Raw genomic sequence first — 24,126 nt, forward strand, 5'->3', positions numbered from 1 at the left:
AATCGTTTTTTACTCATTTAATTCACGGTTTTTGAGTGGATTTTTGTTTCATTCGGACAAAGATGCGCTATAATATGATGAGTTATGAAAATGATATACATAAAATAAAGATTTCGCTCTCTCTATTTAAAGGTGGTGAGTACAATCGAGTTAAATAAACGGCAAGAGCAGATTTTACAGATTGTCAAAGAGAATGGTCCGATCACTGGAGAGCATATCGCCGATCGGCTGAACTTAACAAGGGCGACCCTCAGACCGGATTTAGCCATTTTAACAATGTCAGGCTTTTTAGAAGCAAGACCAAGGGTCGGCTACTTTTTCACAGGAAAAACAGGCACGCAGCTTCTCGCAGATAAGCTGAAAAAACTTCAAGTGAAAGACTTTCAATCCATTCCAGTGGTGATACATGAGAATGTTTCGGTTTATGATGCGATTTGTACGATGTTTTTAGAGGATGTGGGCACATTATTCGTTGTGGACGATCACTCTATTTTAACAGGCGTATTATCAAGAAAAGACCTCCTTCGCGCAAGTATAGGGAAACAGGAGCTTCCATCTATCCCTGTCCATATTATTATGACAAGAATGCCGAACATCACCGTTTGCCGCAAAGAAGATTTCATTATGGATGTGGCGAAGCACTTGATTGAAAAGCAAATAGATGCACTTCCTGTGATAAAAGATACGGAAAAAGGCTTTGAAGTGGTCGGAAGAATCACGAAAACAAACATGACGAAAATACTTGTCAGCTTATCGGAGAACGAAATAATCTAATGACAGAAGACTGCGAGGGGATGTTATGAGTAATCGCGTAATTTTTGTGGTATCAGATTCAGTAGGAGAAACGGCAGAGCTCGTGGTCAAAGCGGCACTTAGCCAATTTGATGGCGGCTCATCAGACCATTCAAATATTAGAAGAATCCCGTATGTAGAAGATGTTGGTACGATTAAAGAAGTCATTTCACTGGCGAAAGCAGATAATGGGATCGTCTGCTTTACTCTTGTTGTGCCAGAAATGCGCCAATTCTTAATCGAGGAAGCAGAAGCAAACGGTGTCGTTTATTATGACATCATCGGTCCACTCATTGATAAAATGGAGACGGCATACGGAAATGAAGCGAAACATGAGCCGGGTCGTGTACGTCAATTAGATGAGGACTATTTTAAAAAGGTAGAAGCCATCGAGTTCGCTGTGAAATACGATGACGGCAGAGACCCAAGAGGTATTCTAAAGGCTGATATTGTGCTCATTGGTGTATCACGCACGTCCAAGACACCATTATCTCAATATTTGGCGCATAAACGGCTGAAGGTAGCGAACGTACCAATTGTACCTGAAGTTGATCCGCCAGAAGAGTTATTTTCAGTTGATCCGAAGAAATGTATCGGTTTGAAAATTAGTCCAGACAAACTAAATCATATTCGCAAAGAGCGTTTAAAATCTCTTGGTTTAAATGATCGCGCTATTTATGCGAACATTGAGCGGATTAAAGAGGAACTAGAGTATTTTGAAAAAGTGGTTGACCGTATTAACTGTCAAGTCGTTGATGTATCGAATAAAGCAGTTGAGGAAACGGCAAATGTCATCCATCAAATGCTGACCAAAAGAGGTTCCGAATAAACTCAGGATGCTCCTCCTGGGTTTTTCCTATGGGGGGAAACGGGTAAACAAAAACAATAGCATATTTGCTGCATTTGTATTATAATAAAAAATTGTGATAAAATGATTGATTTTAGGTTTAAGTTAAGTCAAGAACGAATAAACTAATATTGGCAGAAGTCAAGTGATTCTGAACATAACTTTTCGACAAAATGAGTTTTACTGTTGATTGCTTTATGGGGGAAAAGTATGGTCTTTTTGCTTCTCTAAAGCAGGAATAAGGTGGAGGGATGGAGAATTAGTCACCTGAATGAACGTAAAAAAGAGAGGACGATTTATGTCGATGCAGATGCTTGTCCTGTAAAAGACGAAATCCTTTCTGTCGCATCTCAATTTAAAGTACCAGTGACATTCATTGCTTCATATGAGCATTTTCAAACCAAAAGATCTCCACTTGAAGATTGGCGGTTTGTAGATACACATAAGGAAGCAGCGGACTTAGTCATTGCCAACTCAGCTGCCGCGCATGATATTGTCGTCACCCAAGATATTGGTCTTGCCTCCTTACTGCTTCCGAGACAGGTCATTGTTCTGTCTGAAAGAGGACGAATGTACACAAACGAAACAATTGATTTTGATTTGGAACGCAGGCATGTTTCCAGCCAACAGCGAAGAAAAGGTGTATACGGAAAAGGTCCCAAAAAGCTTTTAGAAGAGGATAAGAAGCGATTTATGGCGCAACTACAAAAAATCCTGTCGAATCATGAAGGATTTTTAAATTAAAAGGCGAATAATGTACGACGGAGTGTTATTAGGATGAGCAAACGTATACCAGATGAACTTTTGGAGCAGATCCAAAAAAACGCAGACATTGTCGAAGTGATTGGAGAATACGTACAGCTTAGAAAGCAGGGTCGAAATTACTTCGGTCTTTGTCCATTCCATGGTGAAAATACTCCTTCATTCTCTGTTTCAGCAGATAAGCAAATCTTCCATTGTTTTGGCTGTGGTGCAGGAGGCAATGTGTTTTCGTTCCTCAGACAAATGGAAGGCTACTCATTTATTGAAGCCGTTTCACATGTGGCTGATAAGTACCATATTGATCTGCCTGATCAGGTGGCGAATGCTCAGATGAGTTCCTCTCAGCAAGAGGACACAGCAGATCATAAAATGATTGAGGCCCATGAGCTTCTTAAGAAATTTTACCACCATTTGCTGGTAAATACAAAGGAAGGTCAAAACGCACTTGATTATTTACGGTCCAGAGGCTTTACGGATGAAACGATTGCCAAGTTTGAGATCGGGTATGCTCTTGATTCTTGGGATTTCGTGACCAAGTTTTTAGAAAAACGAGGATTTGATCCTGTGATGATGGAGAAGGCTGGTCTTTTGATTCAACGTGAAAACGGCACAGGCTTTTTTGACCGCTTTAGAGATCGTGTCATGTTTCCCATTCATGATCATCATGGAACGGTCATCGCTTTTTCCGGAAGATCGCTTGGTGATCAGCAGCCTAAATATATGAATAGTCCTGAAACGCCGCTTTTTCATAAAAGTAAGCTGCTTTATCACTTTCATGACGCACGTATGCATATTCGCAAACGCGAACGGGCAGTTCTTTTTGAAGGATTTGCAGACGTCATCTCAGCTGTTACATCAGGTGTCGGTGAAAGTGTTGCAACAATGGGTACGTCTCTTACAGAAGAGCACGTAAAGCTTCTCAGGCGGAACGTAGAAGAGATCATCCTTTGCTATGACTCTGATACGGCCGGATACGAAGCGACCATGAAAGCATCAGATTTGCTTGGAAAAAGAGGATGTAAAGTTCGCGTTGCCATGATACCAGATGGACTTGATCCAGATGATTACATTCGTAAATATGGCGGCGAGAAATTTAGGAATGACATCATAGATGCAAGTGTGACATTAATGACGTTTAAGATGAATTTTTTCCGAAGAGGAAAAAACTTATCAGACGAAGGAGACCGTCTTACTTATATGAAGCAGGTTCTTCGAGAAATCAGCCGGTTAAACGGCTCTTTGGAGCAAGAGATTTACATGAAACAGCTTGCTGGGGAGTTTTCGATCTCACTTGATTCATTAAAAGAACAACTGGAGCTGTTTGAAAAGCAGCAGCGGCAAGAAACCAAAAGCACACAGGAAGAAAACGGGCTTGAAAAACGGCGTGCACATCTGTCAACACAAGTGAGAAGAAAGCGTCTGCGGCCGGCATATGAAAATGCAGAGCGAATGCTGCTTGCTCATATGTTAAAAAGCGATGACGTGATCCGCAAAGTACTTGACAGAATCGGGATTGAATTTAATATAGATTCGCACAGGGCGCTGGCAACGTACATTTATGCCTTGTATGAAGAAGGCAAAGAACCAACGCCGCAGCATCTGATGAATCGGATAGAAGATGATGTCATGAATCAGCTGTTGACGGATATATTGATGATTCAAGTCGGAGACGAACTAAGTGAAGCTGAATTAAGTGATTATGTAAAAAAAGTGTTGAATCATCGGAATTTGTCAATGATAAAGGAAAAAGAACTAGAACGTGCAGAAGCGGAGAGGCAAAAAGATTTCTTCAAAGCGGCAACACTTGCAAAAGAAATTATTCAGTTGAACCGTTCGCTGAAGTAATACGTCTATTATTAATGACAGGACTTACGGCTGGCAATGAATCCTTTACGGGAGGAGCATAAGACCGCAAGCATCTTGCCTTCATCATTATTTATTTTATTCCTATTTGCTTGGCTCATGTTTGATAGAGAGAGAAAAGCAGAGCGGAAGCAAATCGCAAGTTACTTTAGAATTCGTTGCAAGCTTTGGAAGGAGGGATCCATAATGGCTGATAAACAAGCCCACGAAACCGAAACTGAATTAACCTTTGAACAGGTGAGAGATAAGCTCACTGAAACGGGTAAAAAACGGGGCGTTTTAACATACGAAGAAATTGCAGAGCGTATGTCTAGCTTTGAAATTGAATCAGACCAAATGGATGAATACTATGAATACTTAGGCGAACAGGGTGTAGAGCTCATTAGTGAAAACGAAGAGACAGAAGACCCAAATGTTCAGCAGCTGGCTAAAGCGGAAGAAGAATTTGACCTGAATGATTTAAGCGTACCACCAGGTGTCAAAATCAATGACCCTGTTCGTATGTACTTAAAAGAAATCGGACGCGTCAATTTGTTATCTGCTAAAGAAGAAATTACGTACGCTCAAAAGATCGAAGAGGGCGATGAGGAATCAAAAAGAAGATTAGCGGAAGCGAACCTTCGTCTCGTTGTCAGCATTGCGAAACGCTATGTCGGTCGTGGTATGCTGTTCCTTGACTTGATTCAAGAAGGAAACATGGGTCTGATGAAGGCGGTTGAGAAGTTTGATTACCGCAAAGGATATAAATTCTCAACATATGCGACTTGGTGGATTAGACAGGCGATCACACGTGCGATTGCCGATCAGGCGAGAACAATCCGGATCCCGGTTCATATGGTGGAAACCATTAATAAATTGATCCGTGTTCAAAGACAGCTTCTGCAAGACCTAGGCAGAGAACCAACGCCTGAAGAAATTGCTGAAGACATGGATTTAACTCCAGAAAAGGTAAGAGAGATTCTTAAAATTGCGCAAGAGCCTGTATCTTTAGAAACACCTATTGGTGAAGAAGATGACTCGCATCTTGGTGATTTTATCGAAGACCAAGAGGCGACATCTCCATCTGACCACGCTGCGTACGAACTCTTAAAAGAGCAGCTTGAAGATGTATTAGACACGCTGACGGACCGTGAAGAAAATGTGCTGAGACTACGTTTCGGACTAGACGACGGAAGAACACGCACGTTAGAAGAGGTTGGTAAGGTGTTCGGCGTAACAAGAGAGCGTATCCGACAAATTGAAGCGAAAGCTCTTCGTAAATTAAGACACCCAAGCAGAAGTAAACGATTAAAAGACTTCTTAGAGTAGAAACCGGACGGATCTTGAAAGAGATCCGTTCTTTCTTATCAAAAATGAAAACGCTTTTTTCAATCTGATTATATTTTACTGAATAACAAATGAATTTGCAACGTTCTTAGAGAAAAGATGTATAAAAAATACATCTAAATGTGCTGGAGGCTTCATTTCTCATCTTGAATCATTTTTGTCTAATCTGTGAACTTGACCAAAGTTTTGTATCATAATTCGTTTACTTTTTGTAAAATTAAAGTAGAATTAGAATTGTTTGCATAGTCTCAAAGGGGTTTTCACAAAGGGGAGGATGAAAGAAATGAAACGGAATCCACTTATACCATTTTTATTGATTGCCATTTTAGGTATTGGACTCACTTTTTTCTTATCAATGAAGGGGCTGAAAGATGAAGAAAAAATTGCCTCAGGGGGCAAGGAGCAAAAGCAAGAAGAGACAGCAAATGCGACGCCGGAAGAATTGTATAAACAGAACTGTCTAAGCTGTCACGGGGAAAACTATGAAGGCGGCGCAGGTCCTGCTTTAAAAGGTGTTGGAGACAAGCTTGAAGTGGCTGACATCAAGAAGAAAATTCAAGAAGGCGGCAACGGGATGCCAGGCGGGCTGATTCCGAATGAAAAGCTCGATGAAATGGCGGAATGGGTGTCTAAAATTAAATAATCTTACACAAAAAGCTCTTTTTCAAAAGAAGAGCTTTTTTCATTTGAAAACGACTTTTAAAAAGTCCATAATTTATATAAGATAGACAAGTATGAACATTAAAGAAAAGTAGTGATACGTATGAATGAAATGAATTTATCCAAACGATTAAAAAAAGTCGCAGACTTTTTACCAGATGAGGCAGTCTTCGCTGATATCGGCTCAGACCATGCCTATTTGCCATGCTATGCGATCCTGCATCAAAAAGCAGTGAAAGCCATTGCTGGTGAGATTACCGATGGACCGCTCCAATCGGCGCAGCAGCAAGTACATAGACTTGAATTAGATGAACAGATATCGGTCAGAAAAGGAAATGGCCTTGAAGTCATTGAAAAAGGCGAAGTGAATGCAGTGACGATTGCAGGTATGGGCGGGGCACTCATCGCAAGCATTCTAAATGATGGAAGGCATAAGCTCGCAGGCCATGAGCGGCTCATTCTTCAGCCGAATATCCATGCCCACCATATTCGTTTATGGCTTTATCAAGAGGGGTATGAATTGATGGATGAAGTCATTTTAGAAGAGGACGGCAAAATATACGAAATCATCATCGCAGAAAAAGGCGATAAAGATAAAGCTTATGAAGGAATGTCACTTGAAGCAGGCATGCTCGTTGGTCCGTTTCTTGCGAAAGAGCAAAATGACGTCTTCCAGCGCAAGTGGATGCAAGAGCTTCAGCATATGGAGAAGATAGAAAGTCAAATTCAGCAGGCAGCACGGACAGAAGAAAACAAAGAGCGCCTTGAAGAGCTGAATGCGAAAATAAAGACGTTAAAGGAGGTTTTGACTGTTGGCTAAAACAGTAAACGGGCATGAAATCATCCAATTGTTTGAACAATTTTCACCAAAGGCATATGCCATGGAAGGTGATAAAATTGGTCTCCAGATTGGAACATTAAATAAAAAAGTAAGTAATGTGATGATCACCCTAGATGTATTAGAGAATGTAGTAGATGAGGCGATCGAGCGAAAAGTGGATCTCATTATTGCGCACCATCCGCCGATTTTTCGTCCATTAAAACATGTAGCGACAGATCAGCCAGCTGGACGGATCATTGAAAAATGTATCAAACATGATATTGCGGTATATGTGGCACATACGAATTTAGACGTAGCTGATGGAGGAGTCAATGACTTGCTTGCTGAGGCTTTAGAGCTTGAGGACACAAGTGTGTTAGTGCCGACATACGAGGATCCAATCAAACAGCTTGCTTTGTATGTCCCTGAAGAGTTTGAAGAGGCCATCCGGACAGCTTTAGGAAATGCGGGCGCAGGACATATCGGCAACTACAGCCATTGTGCGTTTTCAAATGAAGGGACAGGCAGCTTTTTGCCATCAGAAGAAGCTAAGCCGTTTATTGGGGAGTCGGGTCAATTAGAATTTGTGAAAGAAGTGCGGATTGAAACCATTTTCCCAGCAAGTATAGAAAAACAAGTGATTCGCGACATGATCAAAGCACATCCTTATGAAGAAGTCGCCTATAGTGTACACACGACAGATCTTCCTCCTATTCAAAAAGGCCTTGGCCGTATTGGAAAGCTAAATGAGCCTATGACACTTAGAGATTTCACACAATTTGTGAAAACGAAGCTAGATGTGAATGGTGCTCGTTTTGTAGGAGATCAAGACGCTGTAGTGAAAAAAGTGGCGGTGCTTGGCGGAGACGGAAATAAATACATCTATCAAGCGAAAAGAATGGGTGCAGATGTGTATGTGACAGGAGACCTTTATTTCCATGTTGCGCATGATGCCATGATGCTTGGGCTGAACGTAGTGGACCCAGGGCATTATGCTGAAAAGATTATGAAAGAGGGCGTAAAGGCGAAGCTTCAATCGCTATGTGCAAATAAAAAGTATGACGTACAGCTCTTTGTTTCTGAATCAAACACAAACCCATTTCAATTTATGTAAACAAAAAACGTCAGAGCGGATATGCTCTGACGTTTTCTTATTTCTTTGTTTTGACGCGAGGTAAAATTTTAGAAAGAGGAACCGTTCGTTCAATCTTCCAAGTCGTTTCATCATCCGGTTCATAGTTTTCTAAGAAACGAATGACTTCCTTTGTAATAGGTGTTGGTGTTGAAGCACCAGCAGTAACAGCAACGGTTTTGACGCCCTGCAGCCATTCCAGCTTGAGTTCACTTAAATCGCCAATACGGTAAGCCTGCGTTCCGGCTATCTCCATTGACACTTGTGCGAGACGGTTGGAGTTATTACTTTTTGGATCGCCGACAACAATGGTTAAATCGGCTTGACCAGCTTGCTGCGAGACAGCTTCTTGACGCACCTGTGTCGCAAGGCAAATTTCTTGATGATACTCGACGTGAGGGTATTTCTCTTTAATCAGCTCCATCAGATCGTGGACATCCCATTGAGACATCGTCGTTTGGTTCGTGATGAGCAGTTTTTCTGATGTTAGATCGAGCGACTCAATATCGGCTTCTGTTTCGACAAGATGTACCTTGTCAGGGGCTACTCCGACAGCTCCTTCTGGCTCAGGATGCCCTTTTTTTCCAATATAAATAATGTCATAGCCATCGGCTGTTTTCTCTGAAATGAGTTCGTGGGTTTTCGTGACATCAGGACAGGTCGCATCAATGGCGACAAGGCCCTTTTCTTCTGCGATTTGACGAACCTCAGGAGAAACGCCGTGAGCCGTGAAAATGACTGTTCCGCTTTCTACCTGCTTTAAAATGTCTAAGCGGTTTGGTCCGTCCAGTGTGTAGATTCCATCTTCCTCGAAGGCATCAGTGACATGTTTGTTGTGCACAATCATACCTAATATATAAATTGGGCGTGGCAAGTTCTTATCAAGTGCGGCATTTTTAGCAATGACCATTGCATCCACAACGCCATAGCAATAGCCACGCGGCGATATTTTAATTACATTCATTTATTCGTCCTCCTGTAGGGAAGTGCTGCTAGAGAAGAACAATATAAAAAGCCGTAAAAAACGGCTTTTTATCATTCTCTTGCTTCCATTATAGCCAAAGTAAGCGTATATATCAAAGATTGTTATACGCAGTGAACACTTCGCCGTTAAAAGATCACTAGACATATAGTTTTGGAACAGAGCTGCCAGATCTTTTTTTCGGTTTTGCTTCAGGAGCAGGTGATGTGTGTGGTGCTGCTTTTTTGACAAGGATGTCTTCGGGTTCAACATTTTCTTCTATTTCATCAGGTTGTGCTTCTTCCTCGGGCACTTCTGTTTCCGCGCTGGTCTCCGTTGATTCTGCATCATCGTCATTTGCATTTGCTTCATCATCGTCCGCACTGCCAAGCTGGCTGTACAGTTTAATCATTGCAGGTAAGTTTCTCACTAAAGGACCGTATTGCTGAATCATTGGCGTAAATTGCTGCGCCATCCCGAGCACTTTTTGAACATTTCCTAACATGCTTGAGAGAGTCGCAGGATTCGTGAAGCTCTGGATTCCTTGTAATCCCGCACCACCTCCAGAGACTCCAGCTCCTCCTGCGCCAGGAAGAAATTTAGAGAGCATGCCTTTAATTCCTGCTCCGCCGCCTAGTGCACGGCTCTCACCTCCTGGAATTCCGCCCATCCCGGGTAAACCGCCTCCCTGTACAGACGGGGAGCGAGGCATCATTTGCTGAAATGGATTGCCTTGCCCTTGAAAAGGCTGTTGGATAGGAGGCTGCTGCCCTCTTTGAAACATTCGGGGCTGTCCGCCATTTCCAAGGTGCCGGCGTGAGGGGCGGCGCGGCTGAAAATCGCCCATAGGCCTTTGCCCTAACATACTTGTACCTCCCTTACTGCATTCTCTTTCTCTTCATAGGTTATGCAAGGAAGCATCAATTGGTTTCCTGTAGGAAAAGCGGACATGGTTTTTTTACTGAAAATCAGCTATAATGAGGAGATGAGCAAAAAGGCATTGCCTTAAGGAGTGAAAACATGAAAGAAACAAAATTTACGACATATGAATTAAAGCCTTTTATTATAGATGCTATTCATGAACTAGGCTTTTATGAGCCGACTGATATTCAAAAAAGAATCATCCCTGCTGTTTTAAAAGGAGAAAGCGTGATTGGCCAGTCACAAACAGGAACAGGAAAAACTCATGCGTACTTACTGCCGCTGATTCATTCAATTGATCCAAGCAAAGAGCAGGTACAAGTCGTGATTACTGCGCCTACAAGAGAATTAGCCAATCAAATTTTCAAAGAAGCTCAAACGATTTTAAAGAATGCTTCTCCAGAAGAAGAGATCAAAGCAAAGCTTTACATTGGCGGAACGGACAAGCAGAAATCAATTCAAAAGCTAAAAAACCAGCCGCATTTGGTTGTCGGCACACCTGGACGTATTGCTGATCTCATTCATGAGCAGGCGCTGAATGTTTACAAAGCGACCTCTCTTGTCATTGATGAAGCGGATTTAATGCTGGATATGGGATTTTTAGAAGATGTGGACCGTATTGGTGCACAAATGCCAGAACAGTTGCAAATGCTAGTGTTCTCTGCAACCATCCCAGAAAAACTAAAGCCTTTCCTGAAAAAATATATGGACAATCCAAAGTATGCGCATGTTGAACCAAGACGGATTACAGCAGAAAACATTCAGCATATTTTAGTTCCATCTAAACAGCGTGATAAATTAAAATTGCTCCATGAAATGGTGACGAATGTACAGCCATATTTAGGGATTATTTTTGCCAATACAAAAACAACTGTTGATGAAATCGCATCGTTCCTACAAGAAAAAGGAATGAAAATCGGTGTGCTTCATGGCGGTTTAACGCCGCGCGAACGTAAAAAAGTCATGAAACAAATTGAAGATTTGGAGTTCACTTATATTGTGGCATCTGATCTTGCAGCTCGCGGAATTGACATTAAAGGCGTCAGCCACGTGATTAACTATGAGCTACCATCTGATCTTGATTTTTATGTGCACCGCGTTGGAAGAACAGCTCGTGCTGGCTCATCTGGAATTGCCATGACCATTTATGAGCTGGCTGATGAGGATGCACTCATTCAAATTGAGAAAATGGGCGTTGTGTTTGAAAACAAAACCATTGTTCATGGTGAATGGCGAGATGCAGATGACCGTCTGAAGCGTCAAAGACGTAAAAAAGCACCAAATGAAATTGAAGAAAAAGCAAAACGTCTTGTGAGAAAACCGAAAGCCGTCAAACCTGGATATAAAAAGAAAATGACACGTGAGATGGATAAAATCAAAAGACAGGAACGTAGAAAGTCAAAGCGTAATGGAAAGTAGGGGGAAACATTGTTAAAGATTGGTTCACATGTATCCATGAGCGGAAAACATATGCTTCTTGCAGCGAGTGAGGAAGCTGCCTCTTATGGTTCGAATACGTTTATGATTTATACAGGTGCACCGCAAAATACGCGCCGCAAAAAAATCGAAGACCTCAATATTGAAGCTGGACAAGCGCATATGAAAGAGCACGGCATGACAGATATCGTCGTCCATGCTCCGTATATTATCAATATTGGAAACACAGTGAATCCCGCGACATTTGAGCTTGGCGTAGACTTCCTGCGCTCTGAGATCGAGCGTACGGAAGCGCTAGGTGCAAGACAAATTGTTCTTCACCCAGGTGCGCATGTTGGAGCAGGGGCAGAAGCAGGGATTCAAAAAATCATTGAAGGCTTAAACGAAGTCATTGTGAAAGGTCAAGAGGTTCAAATCGCACTTGAAACAATGGCAGGAAAAGGATCAGAGTGCGGAAGAAGCTTTGAAGAGCTTGCCCAAATTATCGACGGCGTGACACATAACGAAGCTCTTTCTGTCTGCTTTGATACGTGTCACACGCACGATGCTGGTTACCCGATTGTGAGTGACTTTGATGGTGTATTAGAAGAATTTGACCGAATCGTCGGTATTGACCGAATCAAAGTTCTTCATATTAATGACAGTAAAAACGTACAAGGCGCAAGAAAAGACCGACATGAAAATATCGGTTTTGGTGAAATTGGTTTCGATGCACTGAACTATATTGTGCATCATCCGCAGCTTCAAGATGTGCCAAAAATTCTAGAAACGCCTTATGTAGGTGAAGATAAAAAGAACAAAAAACCACCTTACAAATTCGAAATTGCGATGCTGAAAGAAAAGCAATTTGATGAAGGCTTACTAGACAAAATTATGGGTCAGTAAAAAAGGATGCAACATGTTGAGGTGCCGCTAAATGCGGCCCTTTTTTGCTTAACTTGTAAACTGGTTAAACAAATCATTCACAGTCTGTGCTGTCTGTTTAGAAGTAATCGCTTCCACTTGCTTAAGAAGCCGGTTACGCTCTGAATCATTAAAAATATTGATGTTTTTCCCGTTCATGAGTTTGGCAACCTCAGCTGCTTGATGTGACGTTAAACTGACACCATACTGTTTCGCATACCTTAACAGATCATTTGCTGTGATCTGATTGAGCCGCTGCAGGACAATTTTTTGGATTAAAATCAATTCCATTCCTCCCCTCTGTAACAATGTATGGGCGAAAACGGAAAATGTGCAAAAAATTTTATTTTATTCTGTGAAATGATAAAATAGTAAAGTGAATAAAATGTTCATTGAAAATTTAACATGTGTAGAAGGGAGAACGTATGGCAAATAGTAAACAGCATAGAAAGGAATCAGTGCCTCATTTTATTTTGAGAATTTTCCTGATTCTAGTAGGGGCTGCATGTGCAGCAGTCAGCATTGAATTATTTTTAGTGCCAAACAATATTATTGATGGGGGCATCATCGGCATTTCGCTTATTTTGGATTATCTCTTTACAGATAACCCGTTTATTAATTTTGCGACGATTGTTGTCATTTTAAATATTCCATTTATGATATCAGGATACAAGCATATTGGAAAAACCTTTCTGGTTTCCACTGTGATTGGGATTGTCAGCTTAGCCGTGATTGAATCTTCACTTCATCATGTGGAGGCATTTACAACACAGCCGATCTTAGCCACTGTATTTGGCGGGCTATTACTTGGATTTGGTGTTGGACTTGTCATCCGTAATGGAGGCTCAATGGATGGAACAGAGATTTTAGGAATTCTTTTGACGAAAAAAATCCCTTTCTCCGTCGGTGAGTTTGTTATGATCGTCAATGTGTTCATTTTTATTTGGGCGGGCTTTGTTTTCGGACCAGAGCAGGCTATGTATTCTGTCATGACATATTATTTGGCAATGAAAACAATTGATGCTGTCATTCAAGGGCTTGATGAAACAAAAGCTGTCATTATCGTATCAGATTATTATGATGAAATTTCAGATGCGATTCTGCATCGACTCGGCAGGGGAACGACAAAGCTGAGAGGAAAAGGCGGCTATACAGATGAAGAAAAAGATGTCATCTACGCCGTTGTCACAAGGCTTGAAATTACAAAGCTGAAATCCATCGTATTTGAAATTGATGACCAAGCATTTATCACGATTATGGATACGCATGAAACAAAAGGCGGTAAGTTCAAAACAGCCATTCATTAGCTTTTATTTTACTTTTTTATCTTTCTTTTATATAATGAAATGTATGTATGGACAGAGAAAATGGCAAAAGCCATTTTCTTTTTGTTGTATAAATCGTAATCATTCTTTTTATATTGATTAAAGGTGGAAAGATTCATGGCAAAGCCAATCATTGAAATGAAGGACATTTCGTACTCATATGGACAGCGAAATGTTATTGATCACATTCATTTAACAGTAGAGGAAGGAAACTTTCTAGCACTTGTTGGACCGAATGGTTCTGGTAAAACAACCTTATTAAAATGCCTGCTTGGGCTCATTAAACCGCAGCAAGGTGAATTAAAGCTATTTGGCACGCCTGTTTCAAAATTTAGAGACTGGGATCAAATTGGATTTGTTTCTCAAAAGGCGAATAGCTTCAATACGGGTTTCCCTGCTTCTGTATATGAGGTCGTCGCAAGCGGATTGACCGCGAAAATTGGTTTGTTTAAACGAATGAGCAAGCAGGATAAATGGCAAGTGGAAGATGCCATTCGCTCAGTTGGTATACAAGATTTAAAGCATCAAAACATCGGGGAGCTATCTGGCGGTCAGCAGCAGCGCGCATTTATTGCCCGTGCGCTTGTCAGTCAGCCAAAGCTGCTCATTTTGGATGAGCCCACAGTTGGGGTAGACCAGCGGACAGTAGAAGGCTTTTATCAGCTGCTCGAAACATTGAACAAAGAAAAAGGAATGTCTTTAATTCTCGTCACACACGACGTTGGCACCGTTTCCGATAAAGTCACCCATGTGGCTTGTTTAAATCAGACACTGCATTTCCACGGGGATGCAGAAGCGTTTGATTCAATGGATGATCAGGCGCTATCCCAATTTTACGGGCATGACATTCAAGTGATTCATCACGACCATCACCATCATGGGGGACATGAATAATGCTATTTCCATTTTTTCATTATGAATTTTTACAAAATGCGTTTATCGCAGGGTTACTGATTGGTTTTATTGCGCCCTTACTTGGTGTATTTATTGTCGTCAGAAGGCTCTCGCTTATTGCAGATGCCCTCAGTCACGTATCACTTGCCGGTATTGCGGCAAGTCTATTTCTTGATAAAAAGTTTGGCCTTTTGACAGGGGTAAGCCCGCTGTACTTAGGGATGGCTTTTTCTGTTGCTGGTTCATTGTTTATTGAACGTCTGCGCTCCGTGTATAAGCATTATCAGGAGCTGGCCATTCCCATTATTTTATCTGGGGGTATTGGGATCTCCGTCATCTTCATTTCACTAGCGAATGGCTTTAATACAGATTTGTTTAGTTATTTGTTCGGAAGTGTCAGTGCGGTGTCAAGACTCGATCTTTGGATTATTGTAGGGATCTCACTCGTTGTTGTGTTAGTTGTTGTGCTTTTATATAAAGAATTATTTTTGCTTTCTTTTGATGAAGAGCATGCAAAGGCTTCTGGTATTTCAGCAAAATGGATTCATTTTATTTTTATCTTAGTCGTTGCACTTGTCATTGCGGCATCGATGCGTATCGTCGGTACACTGCTTGTGTCGGCGCTCATGACGCTTCCTGTTGCGGCAAGTATCCGCATTGCCAAAGGATTTAGACAGGCGATTTTCCTTTCGATCTTGTTTGGTGAATTGTCGGTATTAGCCGGATTGATTTTAAGCTATTATCTTGATTTAGCGCCAGGCGGAACCATTGTGATGCTGTCTATTTTGATTTTAATCGGGTGTATTAGTATTGGGAAATTCAGAAGGGGGAATCAACATGAACGTACAAGAAGCGCTTGATTTATTAAAGGAAAAAGGCTACAAATATACAAGCAAACGTGAAGATATGCTTCAATTGTTTTCTGATTCTGATAAATACTTGACCGCTAAAAATGTGCTGACGGCACTAAGTGAAGATTACCCGGGTCTTAGCTTTGATACAATTTATCGAAACTTGTCACTATATGAAGACCTTGGAATATTAGAAACTACGGAATTGTCAGGGGAGAAACTATTCCGTTTCAAATGTTCATTTTCCCATCATCACCATCACTTTATTTGTCTTACATGCGGGAAAACAAAAGAAATCGATGCCTGTCCTATGGACAAGCTTGACGCCGATTTAGAGGATTATCATATTAGCGGACATAAATTTGAAATATACGGAACGTGTCCTTCCTGCGAACCGAAGGAAGTTCACTCGTGAAAAAGCCAGCCATGGAGCTGGCTTTTTTGTTTTGTCATTTGAAAACGTTTTACAAAGAGTGGCTGTTTCATTAAAATGAGATCAAGGTACTACAGCGTGCAATTTGAGTCTTTTGGAGTAAAGGGAGGGGTCAAAAGTGGCTTATTACGTCGTGTTTGATGTAGGCGGGACGAGAACGAAACATGGATTAATGGATCAGGATGGAAAGCTGGTCACTAGCGGTGACTATCAGACGAACTGCCGGCAGCTTGAACCGTTTTTAGAAGCAATGGCGGGTGTGGTCAGGGATTATCAAAGGAAGCAGAATGTCAGGGGTATCGCCATCAGTCTTCCAGGCTTTGTGGACAGTGAATCAGGTTTTACAGAATTTGCAGGCGCCATTATCGCCTTAAATGGTCAAAATGTAAAAACACTTTTAGAAGAGAAAACATCTCTTCGTGTAGAAGTGGAAAATGATGCGAACTGTGCAGCTCTCGCAGAAAAATATAGCGGCCATGCGAAAGAGTGTGACAGCTTTATTTGTATGACGCTTGGCACAGGTGTTGGCGGTGGTATTTTCGCTGGTGGTCAGCTTGTGCGCGGGGCTTCCTTTCGCGGCGGTGAATTTGGCATGATGCTGACAGAAACAGACAATGGACAATTTACAACACTCAACAGCAGCGCTTCAACGGCTGGACTCATTCGCAGCTATAAAGAAAAGCAAGGAATTCCGCAAAGTACACAAATAGACGGACAAGACATTTTTGAAAAGGCGAAGCACGATCCGTCCATTGAAAAACTGGTGGATCAGTGGTACAAGCGAATCGCCATTGGCATTTACAATGTAGCAACCGTCCTCAATCCAGAAAAAATTCTCATTGGCGGCGGCGTGAGCGCAAGACCAGATTTACTATCAAGTATTGAGAAACACCTACATACACTGCCTGCGTGGAAGAACATTCAGGTGAAGCTGGAAACGTGTTATTACTTGAATCAGGCAGGCATGAAGGGAGCGTTGTACCATTTCCTCATGAAAGAAGGGCAGCTTGCTCCATCGAAAAAGCCGATACATTAAACGTATCGGCTTTTCTACCTTAATAAGCAGCTTGCAGACTTTGTTCATATTGTTTGATCCATTGAGACGCTTCGTGCCAGTTGTTTACGCGAATAATTCTGTCGTCAATTGGCATCTGGTTATAAGGGGAGTTAAAAAGTATAACCGGGATGTCTGCCTCTTTTGCAATCATTGTGGCATTGCCGTGATGGTCTTCAAAAAATACATCAATCTTGTGCTTTTGAACGGCTTCCAGCTTATGATGACCGCCAACCAGCTCAATGTCATCATAATGCACGTCATGTTCTTGAAACCACTTGTAGGTGATATCTGAATGCTTCTGCCTTCTTGCTGTAATATAAATCAATTTGTGCTGCTGCTTCATTTGGTCGAGGATTTCTTTAGCACCCTCAGCAGGCTTTGCCTGTTTATAAATAAGAGGCTCATGCTCATTCATCCAGCCCCAAAATTCTTCTTGAGAAATCTTTAAAAGCTTCGTCAAATCATATTCTGTCATATCATCTAGTGTCATGGCACATTGGAACGACTCGTTTAAATAGGGAACAAAAGTGTCCTGCGCCGTCACTGTACCATCAATATCAATTCCTAAACGTAACATGCCCACACTCCTCATTTTTATACTCTTAAAGTGTAACATAATCATTTCACAATTCCAGCAAGTTTTAGCAAACATGAAACAGACATTTTTGCTCATACTAAAAAAGCTCCTTTCTATTAACCAAAAGGGGGAATTGATCATGGAAAGAGACGAGGATTTCAGAAGAAATGATCGTGAAATCGACACACACTTTAGTAATGATGATGGCTATTTAGAGGAAACAGCTGCTGAAATTGCAGAGCCATATCAAGCATCAAGAGATCGAGAAGATAGACGAGGACGTGACCATGCAGGTGACGATTCGGGCAGTAAGGGGATAGGCTATACAGCACTCGCGATTGCGATTATCTCATTATTTGTCTTGCCGGTGCTATTAGGGGTAGCGGCAATCGTCGTTGGTTATATTGCAAGAAGAAAAGGAGCACATGCGCTTGGCGCGTGGTCAATCGGGATCGGAATTGTTTCCGTCATCCTAGGCATATTTATCACCCCGTTCTTTTAACAAGGACAGAAAAACGCCTGACAATGACGTCAGGCGTTTTTTGTTATGCATTCGCTTGTTTTTCTTTTTCAGCTTCCATTTTCGCATAATGTTCTTCAGCGATTTTATCGATTTCTTTTTTCAGTTCTTCGACCATTGTTTCTTCAGGTACTTTACGAACAATTTCACCTTTACGGAACAATAATCCTTCGCCTCTAGCACCTGCGATGCCGATATCTGCTTCACGCGCTTCACCTGGACCATTTACAGCGCAGCCGAGGACTGCTACTTTAATCGGAGCTTTGATTTTAGAAATATATTCTTCGACTTCATTTGCAATGCTGATAAGGTCAATTTCAATTCGTCCACAAGTTGGGCAGGAGATCAGAGTTGCTGCATTTGATGCAAGACCAAATGATTTCAACAATTCACGTGCTACTTTTACTTCCTCAACTGGGTCAGCACTTAATGAGATACGGAGTGTGTTCCCAATCCCCATATTCAAAATAGCGCCAAGTCCAGCTGCACTTTTGACTGTACCTGCAAATAACGTACCTGATTCTGTAATCCCAAGATGAAGAGGATAATCAAAGGCTTTAGCCGCTTTTTCGTATGCTTCAATTGCAAGGTTTACATCAGATGCTTTCATACTGACGATGATGTCATGAAAGTCTAGGTCTTCTAGAATTTTAATGTGATGCAGTGCACTTTCGACCATACCATCTGCAGTTGGGTAGCCGTATTTATCAAGAATCTTTTTCTCTAATGAACCAGCGTTTACCCCAATACGAATTGGAATGCCTTTTTCTTTTGCTGCTTTGACAACAGCTTCGACTTTTTCTCTTCTTCCGATGTTTCCTGGATTGATTCGGATTTTGTCTGCGCCTGCTTCAATCGCTTTCAGTGCAAGCTTGTAGTCAAAATGAATATCCACAACAAGCGGGATGTTAATTTGTTTTTTAATGTCCGCAATTGCATTTGCTGCACGCTCATCTGGACATGCGACACGCACGATTTGACAGCCTGCCTCTTCTAAACGTTTAATTTCAGCGACTGTCGCTTCGACATCATGTGTTTTGGTTGTTGCCATACTTTGAATGACAACCTCATTATTTCCACCTATAGTTAAAGGTCCCACTTTGACGGGACGCGTTTTAGTACGATGTGTGACTTCACTCACTTGTCAATCGCTCCTTAGTGTACAAGCAATTCTTTGCCGTGTACGTCGTGTTTTACAGTTCATATTGTAACAGTCTCTTTGTATGAATGACAAGGAATTAACGTTTTATCTCTTATAGACAGGAAACTTATATGTGCTGCCTGCTCTGATTTCGTTCGCTTTCACACCTTGATTCAGCTCCTCGAAATCTTTAATGACATCATCAAGTGGCTTGCTTGTATGTACGATGGAGAGGACCGTTTCACCTTGTTTTACCGTGACGTTCTTATATGTCTTTTTCTCAGCTGTTTGAAGGGCACTTGCTGGAACGGCTGGGTTTTCCTCAACAGGAATGGTTCCATTTTTTAAATCAAAAAAGATAATAAAGAGGACAAACAAACTGATTAGTAAAAAAAGAATTCGCCGCATTTTACTCACCGCTTTTAAGAGTTTACTTCAGTCTATGCATATCCTGAAATGATAGAACCAAAAAGAGGAGAAAAGCTGGAAAGGATGGTTCTAGTTAGTTCTAGTATGTCTTGTAATAAAACTGCTTGGATCGTTGGTGTAAATAGGAGAGCAATCTCATATGACGATTATGATAAAATAAGAAAGGGGGGAGATTTAATGAAGAAAGTTAGTCAGCATATATATGTGAGAACACTAACAGAAAATGATGCAGAATCACTGTTAACATTAGAGCTTGAGAATCGCTCATATTTTCAGGAATTTACACCTTTGATCAAAGATGATTTCTTCACGTTACCTCGTCAAATTGAACGAATTCAGCGGAGTAGGCAAAGAAGTGAACAAGATGAATCATACATGCATGGTATTTTCTTAAATGAAACAGGTGCCTTAATTGGGACGATCTCTTTAAGTTCTGTCGTAAGAGGTCCGATAGAAGGAGCTTGGCTCGGGTATGTACTCGATCAAAGGCAGGGCGGAAAAGGATATATGACAGAAGCCATTCGTTTAATCATTGACTATGCCTTTTTTGAGTTGAATCTCCACCGGATTGAGGCTGGAGTAAAGCCGAGTAACAAGGGTTCCATTCGTGTACTTGAAAAGACAGGTTTTGAAAATGAGGGACTAAATCGTAAAAAAGTAAAGATTAATGGCGTGTGGGAGGATCATTATTTATTTGCGATCATCCATCCAGATGAGTCCTAGTGCATGAACATACATAAAAAGCTCCTCCGAGACGGGGGAGCTTTCATTGTGATGGATCATTTGCTTTTTTTGGCAGGTATTTCTTTTACAACAAGATATAAAAAGATAAAGTTAATGACCCAATTTAATAAAAATGAGTTTGCAACAGGCGTGTTTAATGCACTCATGATAGCGAAAAAGACCGTTGTTAATGTGAGTGAATAAGCGGAGAGCTTCCAAAGCATTTGGAAAGACAGCTCTTTTTGCTGCATTCGTTTAATAAATGTACCAAGCATCGCAAGGAATGTTGCGCTAATAAACATGAGAGCCGCAGTTGATAAATATAGCAGTACACAGATGACAGGGATAATAATCGCTTGGTTCTGATTTGTGACGCGAGCAAGTTCGTCTTTTGTCAGCGTTCCGCCAAGGAGCTGGTATGGAATATCTGTCATTTGCCCATCAATCGCAATCACTGCTTTTTCCTTTAATAAAGCGATGGCTGTTTGCTTTGATTCAAGTTCACTTGCTTTTATTTTTTCAGCAGGATCAAAGATGATCGTAATGCCGTTTTCTTCTTTTTCTATTGGTGCACTTTGATCCGCTTGAAGCTTCCCTTTTTCAATTGAAAAGTCGGGTAAATCTTTTTTGATCACGTGCTGAAATCCTGACATCGCATTCGAGATCTCTTGGCTCATATGATATCCCTGCGGAACTGCTGCGATAATTGAGAGGATAAAAATGAATAAAATCGCTTTACCGATTCCTGTAAATCTTGCTTTGGCAATATCTTTTGGTGAATAAATTCCTTTTAACAATAGATTAAATACGTTCAATACCCATTCACTTCCTACATTCTTTTCTATTTCTCATATTGTATCAATGTCTATCCATCAAGTACAAGTATGGCCCTCATCACTGGTTAAGATAGAAGGAATGAGGCATAATGTATACAGCATATAAAAAGGAGGCGGCAGGGTCTTGGACGTGCTTTATTGGATACTGATTGGCTGTGCATTTATCATTGCGTTTGTTGGACTGGTTTATCCAATTATCCCGAGTGTGGTCTTTATGGTACTCGGATTTATTCTATATGGTTTCTTCTTTAGCTTCGAGCCGCTTACACTGACGTTCTGGCTCATTCAAGCGATGTTTACTGCCGTCTTATTTGCGGCAGATTATGTCTCAAACCTTATTGGGGTCAAGCGCTTTGGCGGCAGCAAGGCTGCTATATGGGGAAGCACCATTGGGTTATTGGCTGGTCCTTTTGTGATCCCCATTGCAGGAATTATTATTGGGCCATTTCTCGGGAGTGTCATTGCAGAGCTCCTTGTTCATCAAAAAGATTTGAAGACGAGTGTGAAAGTCGGATTAGGTTCATTAATTGGATTTGTATCAGGTGTTTTTGCAAAAGGATTGATTCAGGCGCTGATGCTGGGCATCTTTTTATTTTATGTCCTTCGCTAAGTTGAAAAAGGGTGTTTAAAACTTTATCTAAAGGGCTAAATACAAAATAAACACTGAAATGTTTCAGAACATGAGCAATAACGTTGAAACAAGCTGTTTCTTTTGATACTCTTTGAGTAGGGTGAATTGCTGACTTACAAAGGAAGCATTTCAGTACATACATTTTAAGGAGGAATTTAACCATGGCTTTTAAACTTCCAGAATTACCATATGCTTACGATGCATTAGAACCACATATCGACAAGGAAACAATGACGATTCACCACACAAAACACCACAACACATACGTAACAAACTTAAACAAAGCAATCGAAGGTGTATCAGCTCTTGAAGATCAATCAATTGAAGAGCTAGTGGCTAACTTAAACTCAGTGCCTGAAAACATTCGTACAGCTGTACGTAACAATGGCGGAGGACATGCGAACCACTCATTATTCTGGACGCTTCTTTCACCAAACGGTGGCGGCGCACCAACTGGTGAACTTGCAGATGCAATCGAAAAAGAATTAGGCGGATTTGAAAAATTCAAATCTGATTTCGCTGCAGCAGCTGCAGGACGCTTTGGTTCTGGTTGGGCATGGCTTGTTGTGAACAACGGAAAACTTGAAATCACAAGCACGCCAAACCAAGATTCTCCTTTAACTGAAGGAAAAACGCCTATTCTAGGACTAGACGTTTGGGAGCATGCTTACTACCTAAACTACCAAAACCGTCGTCCTGATTACATTTCAGCATTCTGGAATGTTGTGAACTGGGATGAAGTAGCTCGCCTTTACAGCGAAGCAAAATAATGATTTGATTCTAAAAGACCTGCTTTCAAGAGAAGCAGGTCTTTTTATATTTTCCCTCCTTTTTTTACATATCTGCCTTTTGATGAGACAGACTATTGTGTAGAAAAGGAGAATGAATTGTATGAGCAGATTAAAGAAAATGTTCGGGGACATGGATGTTACAAGAGATTTATTGCTCCTCCTCACGATTGGCGGGTTATACGCACTTGCCATTGCGCTTTCAAATACGTTTGTAAATGTGTACTTATGGAAACAGTCTGGGAAATTCACAGATCTTGCGATTTATAACTTGGCCATTGTGGTGCTTCAGCCCATTACGTTTTTATTTGCTGGCCGGCTCGCTAAAAAAATAGACCGGGCGTTTGTCCTTCGTTTCGGTGTCATCTTTTTAGCCGCTTTTTATTTAATTGTTTTAATGGCAGGAGAACAAGCGGCCGCACGGCTTGTTTTATTGGGAAGTGTCCTTGGGATCGGCTATGGTTTTTACTGGCTTGCTTTTAACGTACTCACCTTTGAGATCACCGAGCCTGAAACAAGAGACTTCTTTAATGGGTTTCTCGGGGTGCTTACTTCAACTGCCGGCATGATCGGTCCTCTCATTGCGGGCATTGTCATTTCTCAGTTAACGGATGATACAGGCTACACAGTCATATTCACATTATCGCTTTTTTTGTTTTCATTAGCGGTTGTGATGAGCTTTTTCCTCAAAAGAAGGCAGTCAAAAGGCAAATTTATCATCAAACAAATTTGGAAAGAACGCCATGCAGACGAGAATTGGCGTAGGATTACAACAGCTCATTTTTTTCAAGGGCTTCGTGAAGGGGTCTTTGTCTTCTTAATCAGTGTCTTCGTGTTTATTGCAACAAACAGTGAGCTTGCTCTCGGGACGTTTGGTTTAGTGAATTCAGGTGTTGCGTTTTTTGCTTATTTCTTCGCTACACGTTTGATTAAGAAAAAGTGGCGGAAGAAGGCGATTATGCTTGGCGGGCTGATTTTATACGGCGCCCTGTTTTTAATCGTTTTCCACTTGTCCTATGTTTCACTTCTGATGTATGCGGTAGCCATTGCGATAGGATATCCGCTCCTGCTTGTTCCTTATGTATCCTTAACATATGATGTCATCGGCCATGCAAGGTATGCCAGAAAGGCCAGAATTGAATATATTGTGGTCAGAGAGCTATTTTTAAATGCCGGCCGTATTAGTTCGATTGTTTTGTTCCTGCTGTCTGTCACCTTACTAGGTGATGAGCTCGGAATCCCAGCATCTCTTGTTGTGCTCGGGGCGGGACATACCCTCATTTATTATTTTGTAAAAGATATTCATTTAAAAGAAAAAACAGCTGATATGAAAGAGGCTGACGGTCAAAAGCCAGTTTCTCACACGAACCTTATTAAGGGAGAAAGGTAAAATTTCTTACCAATGGAACATCAAATTTCTAGATAAATGATAGAAAAACCGCTAAAATGATGATGGCACCTTTTAAACACAAAAAGGGGTGCCATTTCTTTCTTGAT

27 protein-coding genes are annotated in these 24,126 nt (G+C 41.3%); 20 read left to right on the plus strand and 7 right to left on the minus strand.

Annotated elements, in window-relative coordinates:
- Positions 1-135: 135 nt before the first annotated feature.
- The 8 genes from ccpN (at position 136) to QSJ46_RS06850 (ending at position 8,184) form a co-directional block, all read left to right on the plus strand.
- Positions 136-774: a transcriptional regulator CcpN gene (gene ccpN / locus QSJ46_RS06815; RefSeq protein WP_039180035.1), complete on the plus strand. Its 639-nt coding sequence runs from the start codon at positions 136-138 to the stop codon at positions 772-774.
- 25 nt (positions 775-799) lie between these two features.
- On the plus strand, positions 800-1,621 hold the full coding sequence (locus tag QSJ46_RS06820; protein WP_008342399.1) for a pyruvate, water dikinase regulatory protein: 822 nt from the start codon (positions 800-802) through the stop codon (positions 1,619-1,621).
- A gap of 261 nt (positions 1,622-1,882) precedes the next feature.
- A complete protein-coding gene (locus tag QSJ46_RS06825) occupies positions 1,883-2,383 on the plus strand; it encodes a YaiI/YqxD family protein (protein ID WP_269773153.1) in 501 nt (166 codons plus the stop codon).
- A 33-nt stretch (positions 2,384-2,416) separates the two neighbouring features.
- A complete protein-coding gene (gene dnaG, locus QSJ46_RS06830; RefSeq protein WP_024423015.1) occupies positions 2,417-4,246 on the plus strand; it encodes a DNA primase in 1,830 nt (609 codons plus the stop codon).
- A gap of 204 nt (positions 4,247-4,450) precedes the next feature.
- Positions 4,451-5,572 carry an RNA polymerase sigma factor RpoD gene (gene rpoD, locus QSJ46_RS06835; protein WP_008342392.1) on the plus strand — a complete coding sequence of 374 codons (1,122 nt, stop codon included), beginning with the start codon at positions 4,451-4,453 and terminating at the stop codon, positions 5,570-5,572.
- A gap of 301 nt (positions 5,573-5,873) precedes the next feature.
- Positions 5,874-6,233, plus strand: coding sequence for a cytochrome c550 (gene cccA / locus QSJ46_RS06840; RefSeq protein ID WP_034280134.1), 360 nt, complete (start codon positions 5,874-5,876; stop codon positions 6,231-6,233).
- Positions 6,234-6,353: 120 nt separating this feature from the next.
- Positions 6,354-7,070, plus strand: a complete 717-nt coding sequence (locus QSJ46_RS06845; protein ID WP_073979119.1) for a tRNA (adenine(22)-N(1))-methyltransferase — start codon at positions 6,354-6,356, stop codon at positions 7,068-7,070.
- Positions 7,063-8,184 (plus strand): Nif3-like dinuclear metal center hexameric protein, encoded by a 1,122-nt coding sequence (locus QSJ46_RS06850; protein ID WP_107163350.1) that lies wholly within the window; start codon positions 7,063-7,065, stop codon positions 8,182-8,184. The genes QSJ46_RS06845 and QSJ46_RS06850 overlap by 8 nt, the downstream gene beginning before the upstream one ends.
- Before the next feature lie 37 nt (positions 8,185-8,221).
- Here the strand turns inward: QSJ46_RS06850 and QSJ46_RS06855 are convergent, their stop codons facing one another.
- Positions 8,222-9,166, minus strand: coding sequence for a 4-hydroxy-3-methylbut-2-enyl diphosphate reductase (locus QSJ46_RS06855; protein WP_212040019.1), 945 nt, complete (start codon positions 9,164-9,166; stop codon positions 8,222-8,224).
- 157 nt (positions 9,167-9,323) lie between these two features.
- Positions 9,324-10,028: a VrrA/YqfQ family protein gene (gene vrrA / locus QSJ46_RS06860; protein WP_212040018.1), complete on the minus strand. Its 705-nt coding sequence runs from the start codon at positions 10,026-10,028 to the stop codon at positions 9,324-9,326.
- Between the two features lie 155 nt (positions 10,029-10,183).
- Between vrrA and QSJ46_RS06865 the strand changes: the two genes are divergently transcribed.
- Positions 10,184-11,503, plus strand: a complete 1,320-nt coding sequence (locus QSJ46_RS06865; RefSeq protein ID WP_024423009.1) for a DEAD/DEAH box helicase — start codon at positions 10,184-10,186, stop codon at positions 11,501-11,503.
- A gap of 9 nt (positions 11,504-11,512) precedes the next feature.
- A complete protein-coding gene (locus QSJ46_RS06870) occupies positions 11,513-12,406 on the plus strand; it encodes a deoxyribonuclease IV (protein WP_047202314.1) in 894 nt (297 codons plus the stop codon).
- 48 nt (positions 12,407-12,454) lie between these two features.
- Here the strand turns inward: QSJ46_RS06870 and QSJ46_RS06875 are convergent, their stop codons facing one another.
- On the minus strand, positions 12,455-12,709 hold the full coding sequence (locus tag QSJ46_RS06875) for a DUF2624 domain-containing protein (RefSeq protein ID WP_024423008.1): 255 nt from the start codon (positions 12,707-12,709) through the stop codon (positions 12,455-12,457).
- Between the two features lie 140 nt (positions 12,710-12,849).
- Between QSJ46_RS06875 and QSJ46_RS06880 the strand changes: the two genes are divergently transcribed.
- The 5 genes from QSJ46_RS06880 to QSJ46_RS06900 all read left to right on the plus strand — a co-directional run bounded on the left by QSJ46_RS06880 (position 12,850) and on the right by QSJ46_RS06900 (position 16,963).
- On the plus strand, positions 12,850-13,731 hold the full coding sequence (locus QSJ46_RS06880; RefSeq protein WP_047202313.1) for a YitT family protein: 882 nt from the start codon (positions 12,850-12,852) through the stop codon (positions 13,729-13,731).
- 135 nt (positions 13,732-13,866) lie between these two features.
- Positions 13,867-14,643 (plus strand): metal ABC transporter ATP-binding protein, encoded by a 777-nt coding sequence (locus tag QSJ46_RS06885; protein ID WP_024423006.1) that lies wholly within the window; start codon positions 13,867-13,869, stop codon positions 14,641-14,643.
- Complete coding sequence (locus QSJ46_RS06890) at positions 14,643-15,503, plus strand: metal ABC transporter permease (protein ID WP_285604500.1); 861 nt, start codon at positions 14,643-14,645, stop codon at positions 15,501-15,503. The genes QSJ46_RS06885 and QSJ46_RS06890 overlap by 1 nt, the downstream gene beginning before the upstream one ends.
- Positions 15,481-15,909, plus strand: a complete 429-nt coding sequence (gene zur, locus QSJ46_RS06895) for a zinc uptake transcriptional repressor Zur (protein ID WP_003217433.1) — start codon at positions 15,481-15,483, stop codon at positions 15,907-15,909. Before QSJ46_RS06890 ends, zur begins: the two co-directional genes overlap by 23 nt.
- Before the next feature lie 136 nt (positions 15,910-16,045).
- Positions 16,046-16,963 (plus strand): ROK family protein, encoded by a 918-nt coding sequence (locus tag QSJ46_RS06900; protein WP_107163354.1) that lies wholly within the window; start codon positions 16,046-16,048, stop codon positions 16,961-16,963.
- A 19-nt stretch (positions 16,964-16,982) separates the two neighbouring features.
- Here QSJ46_RS06900 and QSJ46_RS06905 read toward each other — a convergent pair whose 3' ends face one another.
- Positions 16,983-17,561 carry a 5' nucleotidase, NT5C type gene (locus QSJ46_RS06905; RefSeq protein ID WP_285604501.1) on the minus strand — a complete coding sequence of 193 codons (579 nt, stop codon included), beginning with the start codon at positions 17,559-17,561 and terminating at the stop codon, positions 16,983-16,985.
- Between the two features lie 139 nt (positions 17,562-17,700).
- Here QSJ46_RS06905 and QSJ46_RS06910 point away from each other — a divergent pair, with 139 nt between their 5' ends.
- Positions 17,701-18,063 carry a DUF308 domain-containing protein gene (locus QSJ46_RS06910; RefSeq protein WP_039180010.1) on the plus strand — a complete coding sequence of 121 codons (363 nt, stop codon included), beginning with the start codon at positions 17,701-17,703 and terminating at the stop codon, positions 18,061-18,063.
- Positions 18,064-18,106: 43 nt separating this feature from the next.
- Here QSJ46_RS06910 and ispG read toward each other — a convergent pair whose 3' ends face one another.
- On the minus strand, positions 18,107-19,222 hold the full coding sequence (ispG, locus tag QSJ46_RS06915) for a flavodoxin-dependent (E)-4-hydroxy-3-methylbut-2-enyl-diphosphate synthase (protein WP_024423001.1): 1,116 nt from the start codon (positions 19,220-19,222) through the stop codon (positions 18,107-18,109).
- A gap of 105 nt (positions 19,223-19,327) precedes the next feature.
- A complete protein-coding gene (locus tag QSJ46_RS06920) occupies positions 19,328-19,630 on the minus strand; it encodes a hypothetical protein (protein ID WP_039180007.1) in 303 nt (100 codons plus the stop codon).
- Between the two features lie 198 nt (positions 19,631-19,828).
- Between QSJ46_RS06920 and QSJ46_RS06925 the strand changes: the two genes are divergently transcribed.
- Positions 19,829-20,374: a GNAT family N-acetyltransferase gene (locus QSJ46_RS06925; RefSeq protein WP_047202309.1), complete on the plus strand. Its 546-nt coding sequence runs from the start codon at positions 19,829-19,831 to the stop codon at positions 20,372-20,374.
- 56 nt (positions 20,375-20,430) lie between these two features.
- On the opposite strand, the gene QSJ46_RS06930 is transcribed toward QSJ46_RS06925, so the two are convergent.
- Positions 20,431-21,189: a DUF1189 domain-containing protein gene (locus tag QSJ46_RS06930; RefSeq protein ID WP_041117993.1), complete on the minus strand. Its 759-nt coding sequence runs from the start codon at positions 21,187-21,189 to the stop codon at positions 20,431-20,433.
- A 145-nt stretch (positions 21,190-21,334) separates the two neighbouring features.
- Here QSJ46_RS06930 and QSJ46_RS06935 point away from each other — a divergent pair, with 145 nt between their 5' ends.
- From QSJ46_RS06935 to QSJ46_RS06945, 3 genes are all read left to right on the plus strand, one after another.
- A complete protein-coding gene (locus QSJ46_RS06935; protein ID WP_039180001.1) occupies positions 21,335-21,820 on the plus strand; it encodes a DUF456 domain-containing protein in 486 nt (161 codons plus the stop codon).
- Positions 21,821-22,002: 182 nt separating this feature from the next.
- Positions 22,003-22,611: a superoxide dismutase SodA gene (sodA, locus tag QSJ46_RS06940; RefSeq protein ID WP_007501264.1), complete on the plus strand. Its 609-nt coding sequence runs from the start codon at positions 22,003-22,005 to the stop codon at positions 22,609-22,611.
- A gap of 121 nt (positions 22,612-22,732) precedes the next feature.
- Complete coding sequence (locus QSJ46_RS06945) at positions 22,733-24,019, plus strand: MFS transporter (protein ID WP_047202307.1); 1,287 nt, start codon at positions 22,733-22,735, stop codon at positions 24,017-24,019.
- The last annotated feature ends 107 nt before the right edge of the window (positions 24,020-24,126 follow it).

Source organism: Bacillus sp. YKCMOAS1, from assembly GCF_030268125.1.
Classification (GTDB): domain Bacteria; phylum Bacillota; class Bacilli; order Bacillales; family Bacillaceae; genus Bacillus; species Bacillus safensis.

Bases quoted from the DNA above. Each gene is read 5' to 3' on its own strand.
- QSJ46_RS06865 (WP_024423009.1), top strand. From the start codon at position 10,184: ATGAAAGAAACAAAATTTACGACATATGAATTAAAGCCTTTTATTATA.
- cccA (WP_034280134.1), top strand. From the start codon at position 5,874: ATGAAACGGAATCCACTTATACCATTTTTATTGATTGCCATTTTAGGT.
- rpoD (WP_008342392.1), top strand. From the start codon at position 4,451: ATGGCTGATAAACAAGCCCACGAAACCGAAACTGAATTAACCTTTGAA.
- QSJ46_RS06855 (WP_212040019.1), bottom strand. From the start codon at position 9,166: ATGAATGTAATTAAAATATCGCCGCGTGGCTATTGCTATGGCGTTGTG.
- sodA (WP_007501264.1), top strand. From the start codon at position 22,003: ATGGCTTTTAAACTTCCAGAATTACCATATGCTTACGATGCATTAGAA.
- QSJ46_RS06820 (WP_008342399.1), top strand. From the start codon at position 800: ATGAGTAATCGCGTAATTTTTGTGGTATCAGATTCAGTAGGAGAAACG.
- QSJ46_RS06910 (WP_039180010.1), top strand. From the start codon at position 17,701: ATGGAAAGAGACGAGGATTTCAGAAGAAATGATCGTGAAATCGACACA.
- QSJ46_RS06905 (WP_285604501.1), bottom strand. From the start codon at position 17,561: ATGTTACGTTTAGGAATTGATATTGATGGTACAGTGACGGCGCAGGAC.
- dnaG (WP_024423015.1), top strand. From the start codon at position 2,417: ATGAGCAAACGTATACCAGATGAACTTTTGGAGCAGATCCAAAAAAAC.
- vrrA (WP_212040018.1), bottom strand. From the start codon at position 10,028: ATGTTAGGGCAAAGGCCTATGGGCGATTTTCAGCCGCGCCGCCCCTCA.
- QSJ46_RS06925 (WP_047202309.1), top strand. From the start codon at position 19,829: ATGAAGAAAGTTAGTCAGCATATATATGTGAGAACACTAACAGAAAAT.
- QSJ46_RS06880 (WP_047202313.1), top strand. From the start codon at position 12,850: ATGGCAAATAGTAAACAGCATAGAAAGGAATCAGTGCCTCATTTTATT.
- QSJ46_RS06845 (WP_073979119.1), top strand. From the start codon at position 6,354: ATGAATGAAATGAATTTATCCAAACGATTAAAAAAAGTCGCAGACTTT.
- QSJ46_RS06885 (WP_024423006.1), top strand. From the start codon at position 13,867: ATGGCAAAGCCAATCATTGAAATGAAGGACATTTCGTACTCATATGGA.
- QSJ46_RS06920 (WP_039180007.1), bottom strand. From the start codon at position 19,630: ATGCGGCGAATTCTTTTTTTACTAATCAGTTTGTTTGTCCTCTTTATT.
- QSJ46_RS06945 (WP_047202307.1), top strand. From the start codon at position 22,733: ATGAGCAGATTAAAGAAAATGTTCGGGGACATGGATGTTACAAGAGAT.
- QSJ46_RS06890 (WP_285604500.1), top strand. From the start codon at position 14,643: ATGCTATTTCCATTTTTTCATTATGAATTTTTACAAAATGCGTTTATC.
- zur (WP_003217433.1), top strand. From the start codon at position 15,481: ATGAACGTACAAGAAGCGCTTGATTTATTAAAGGAAAAAGGCTACAAA.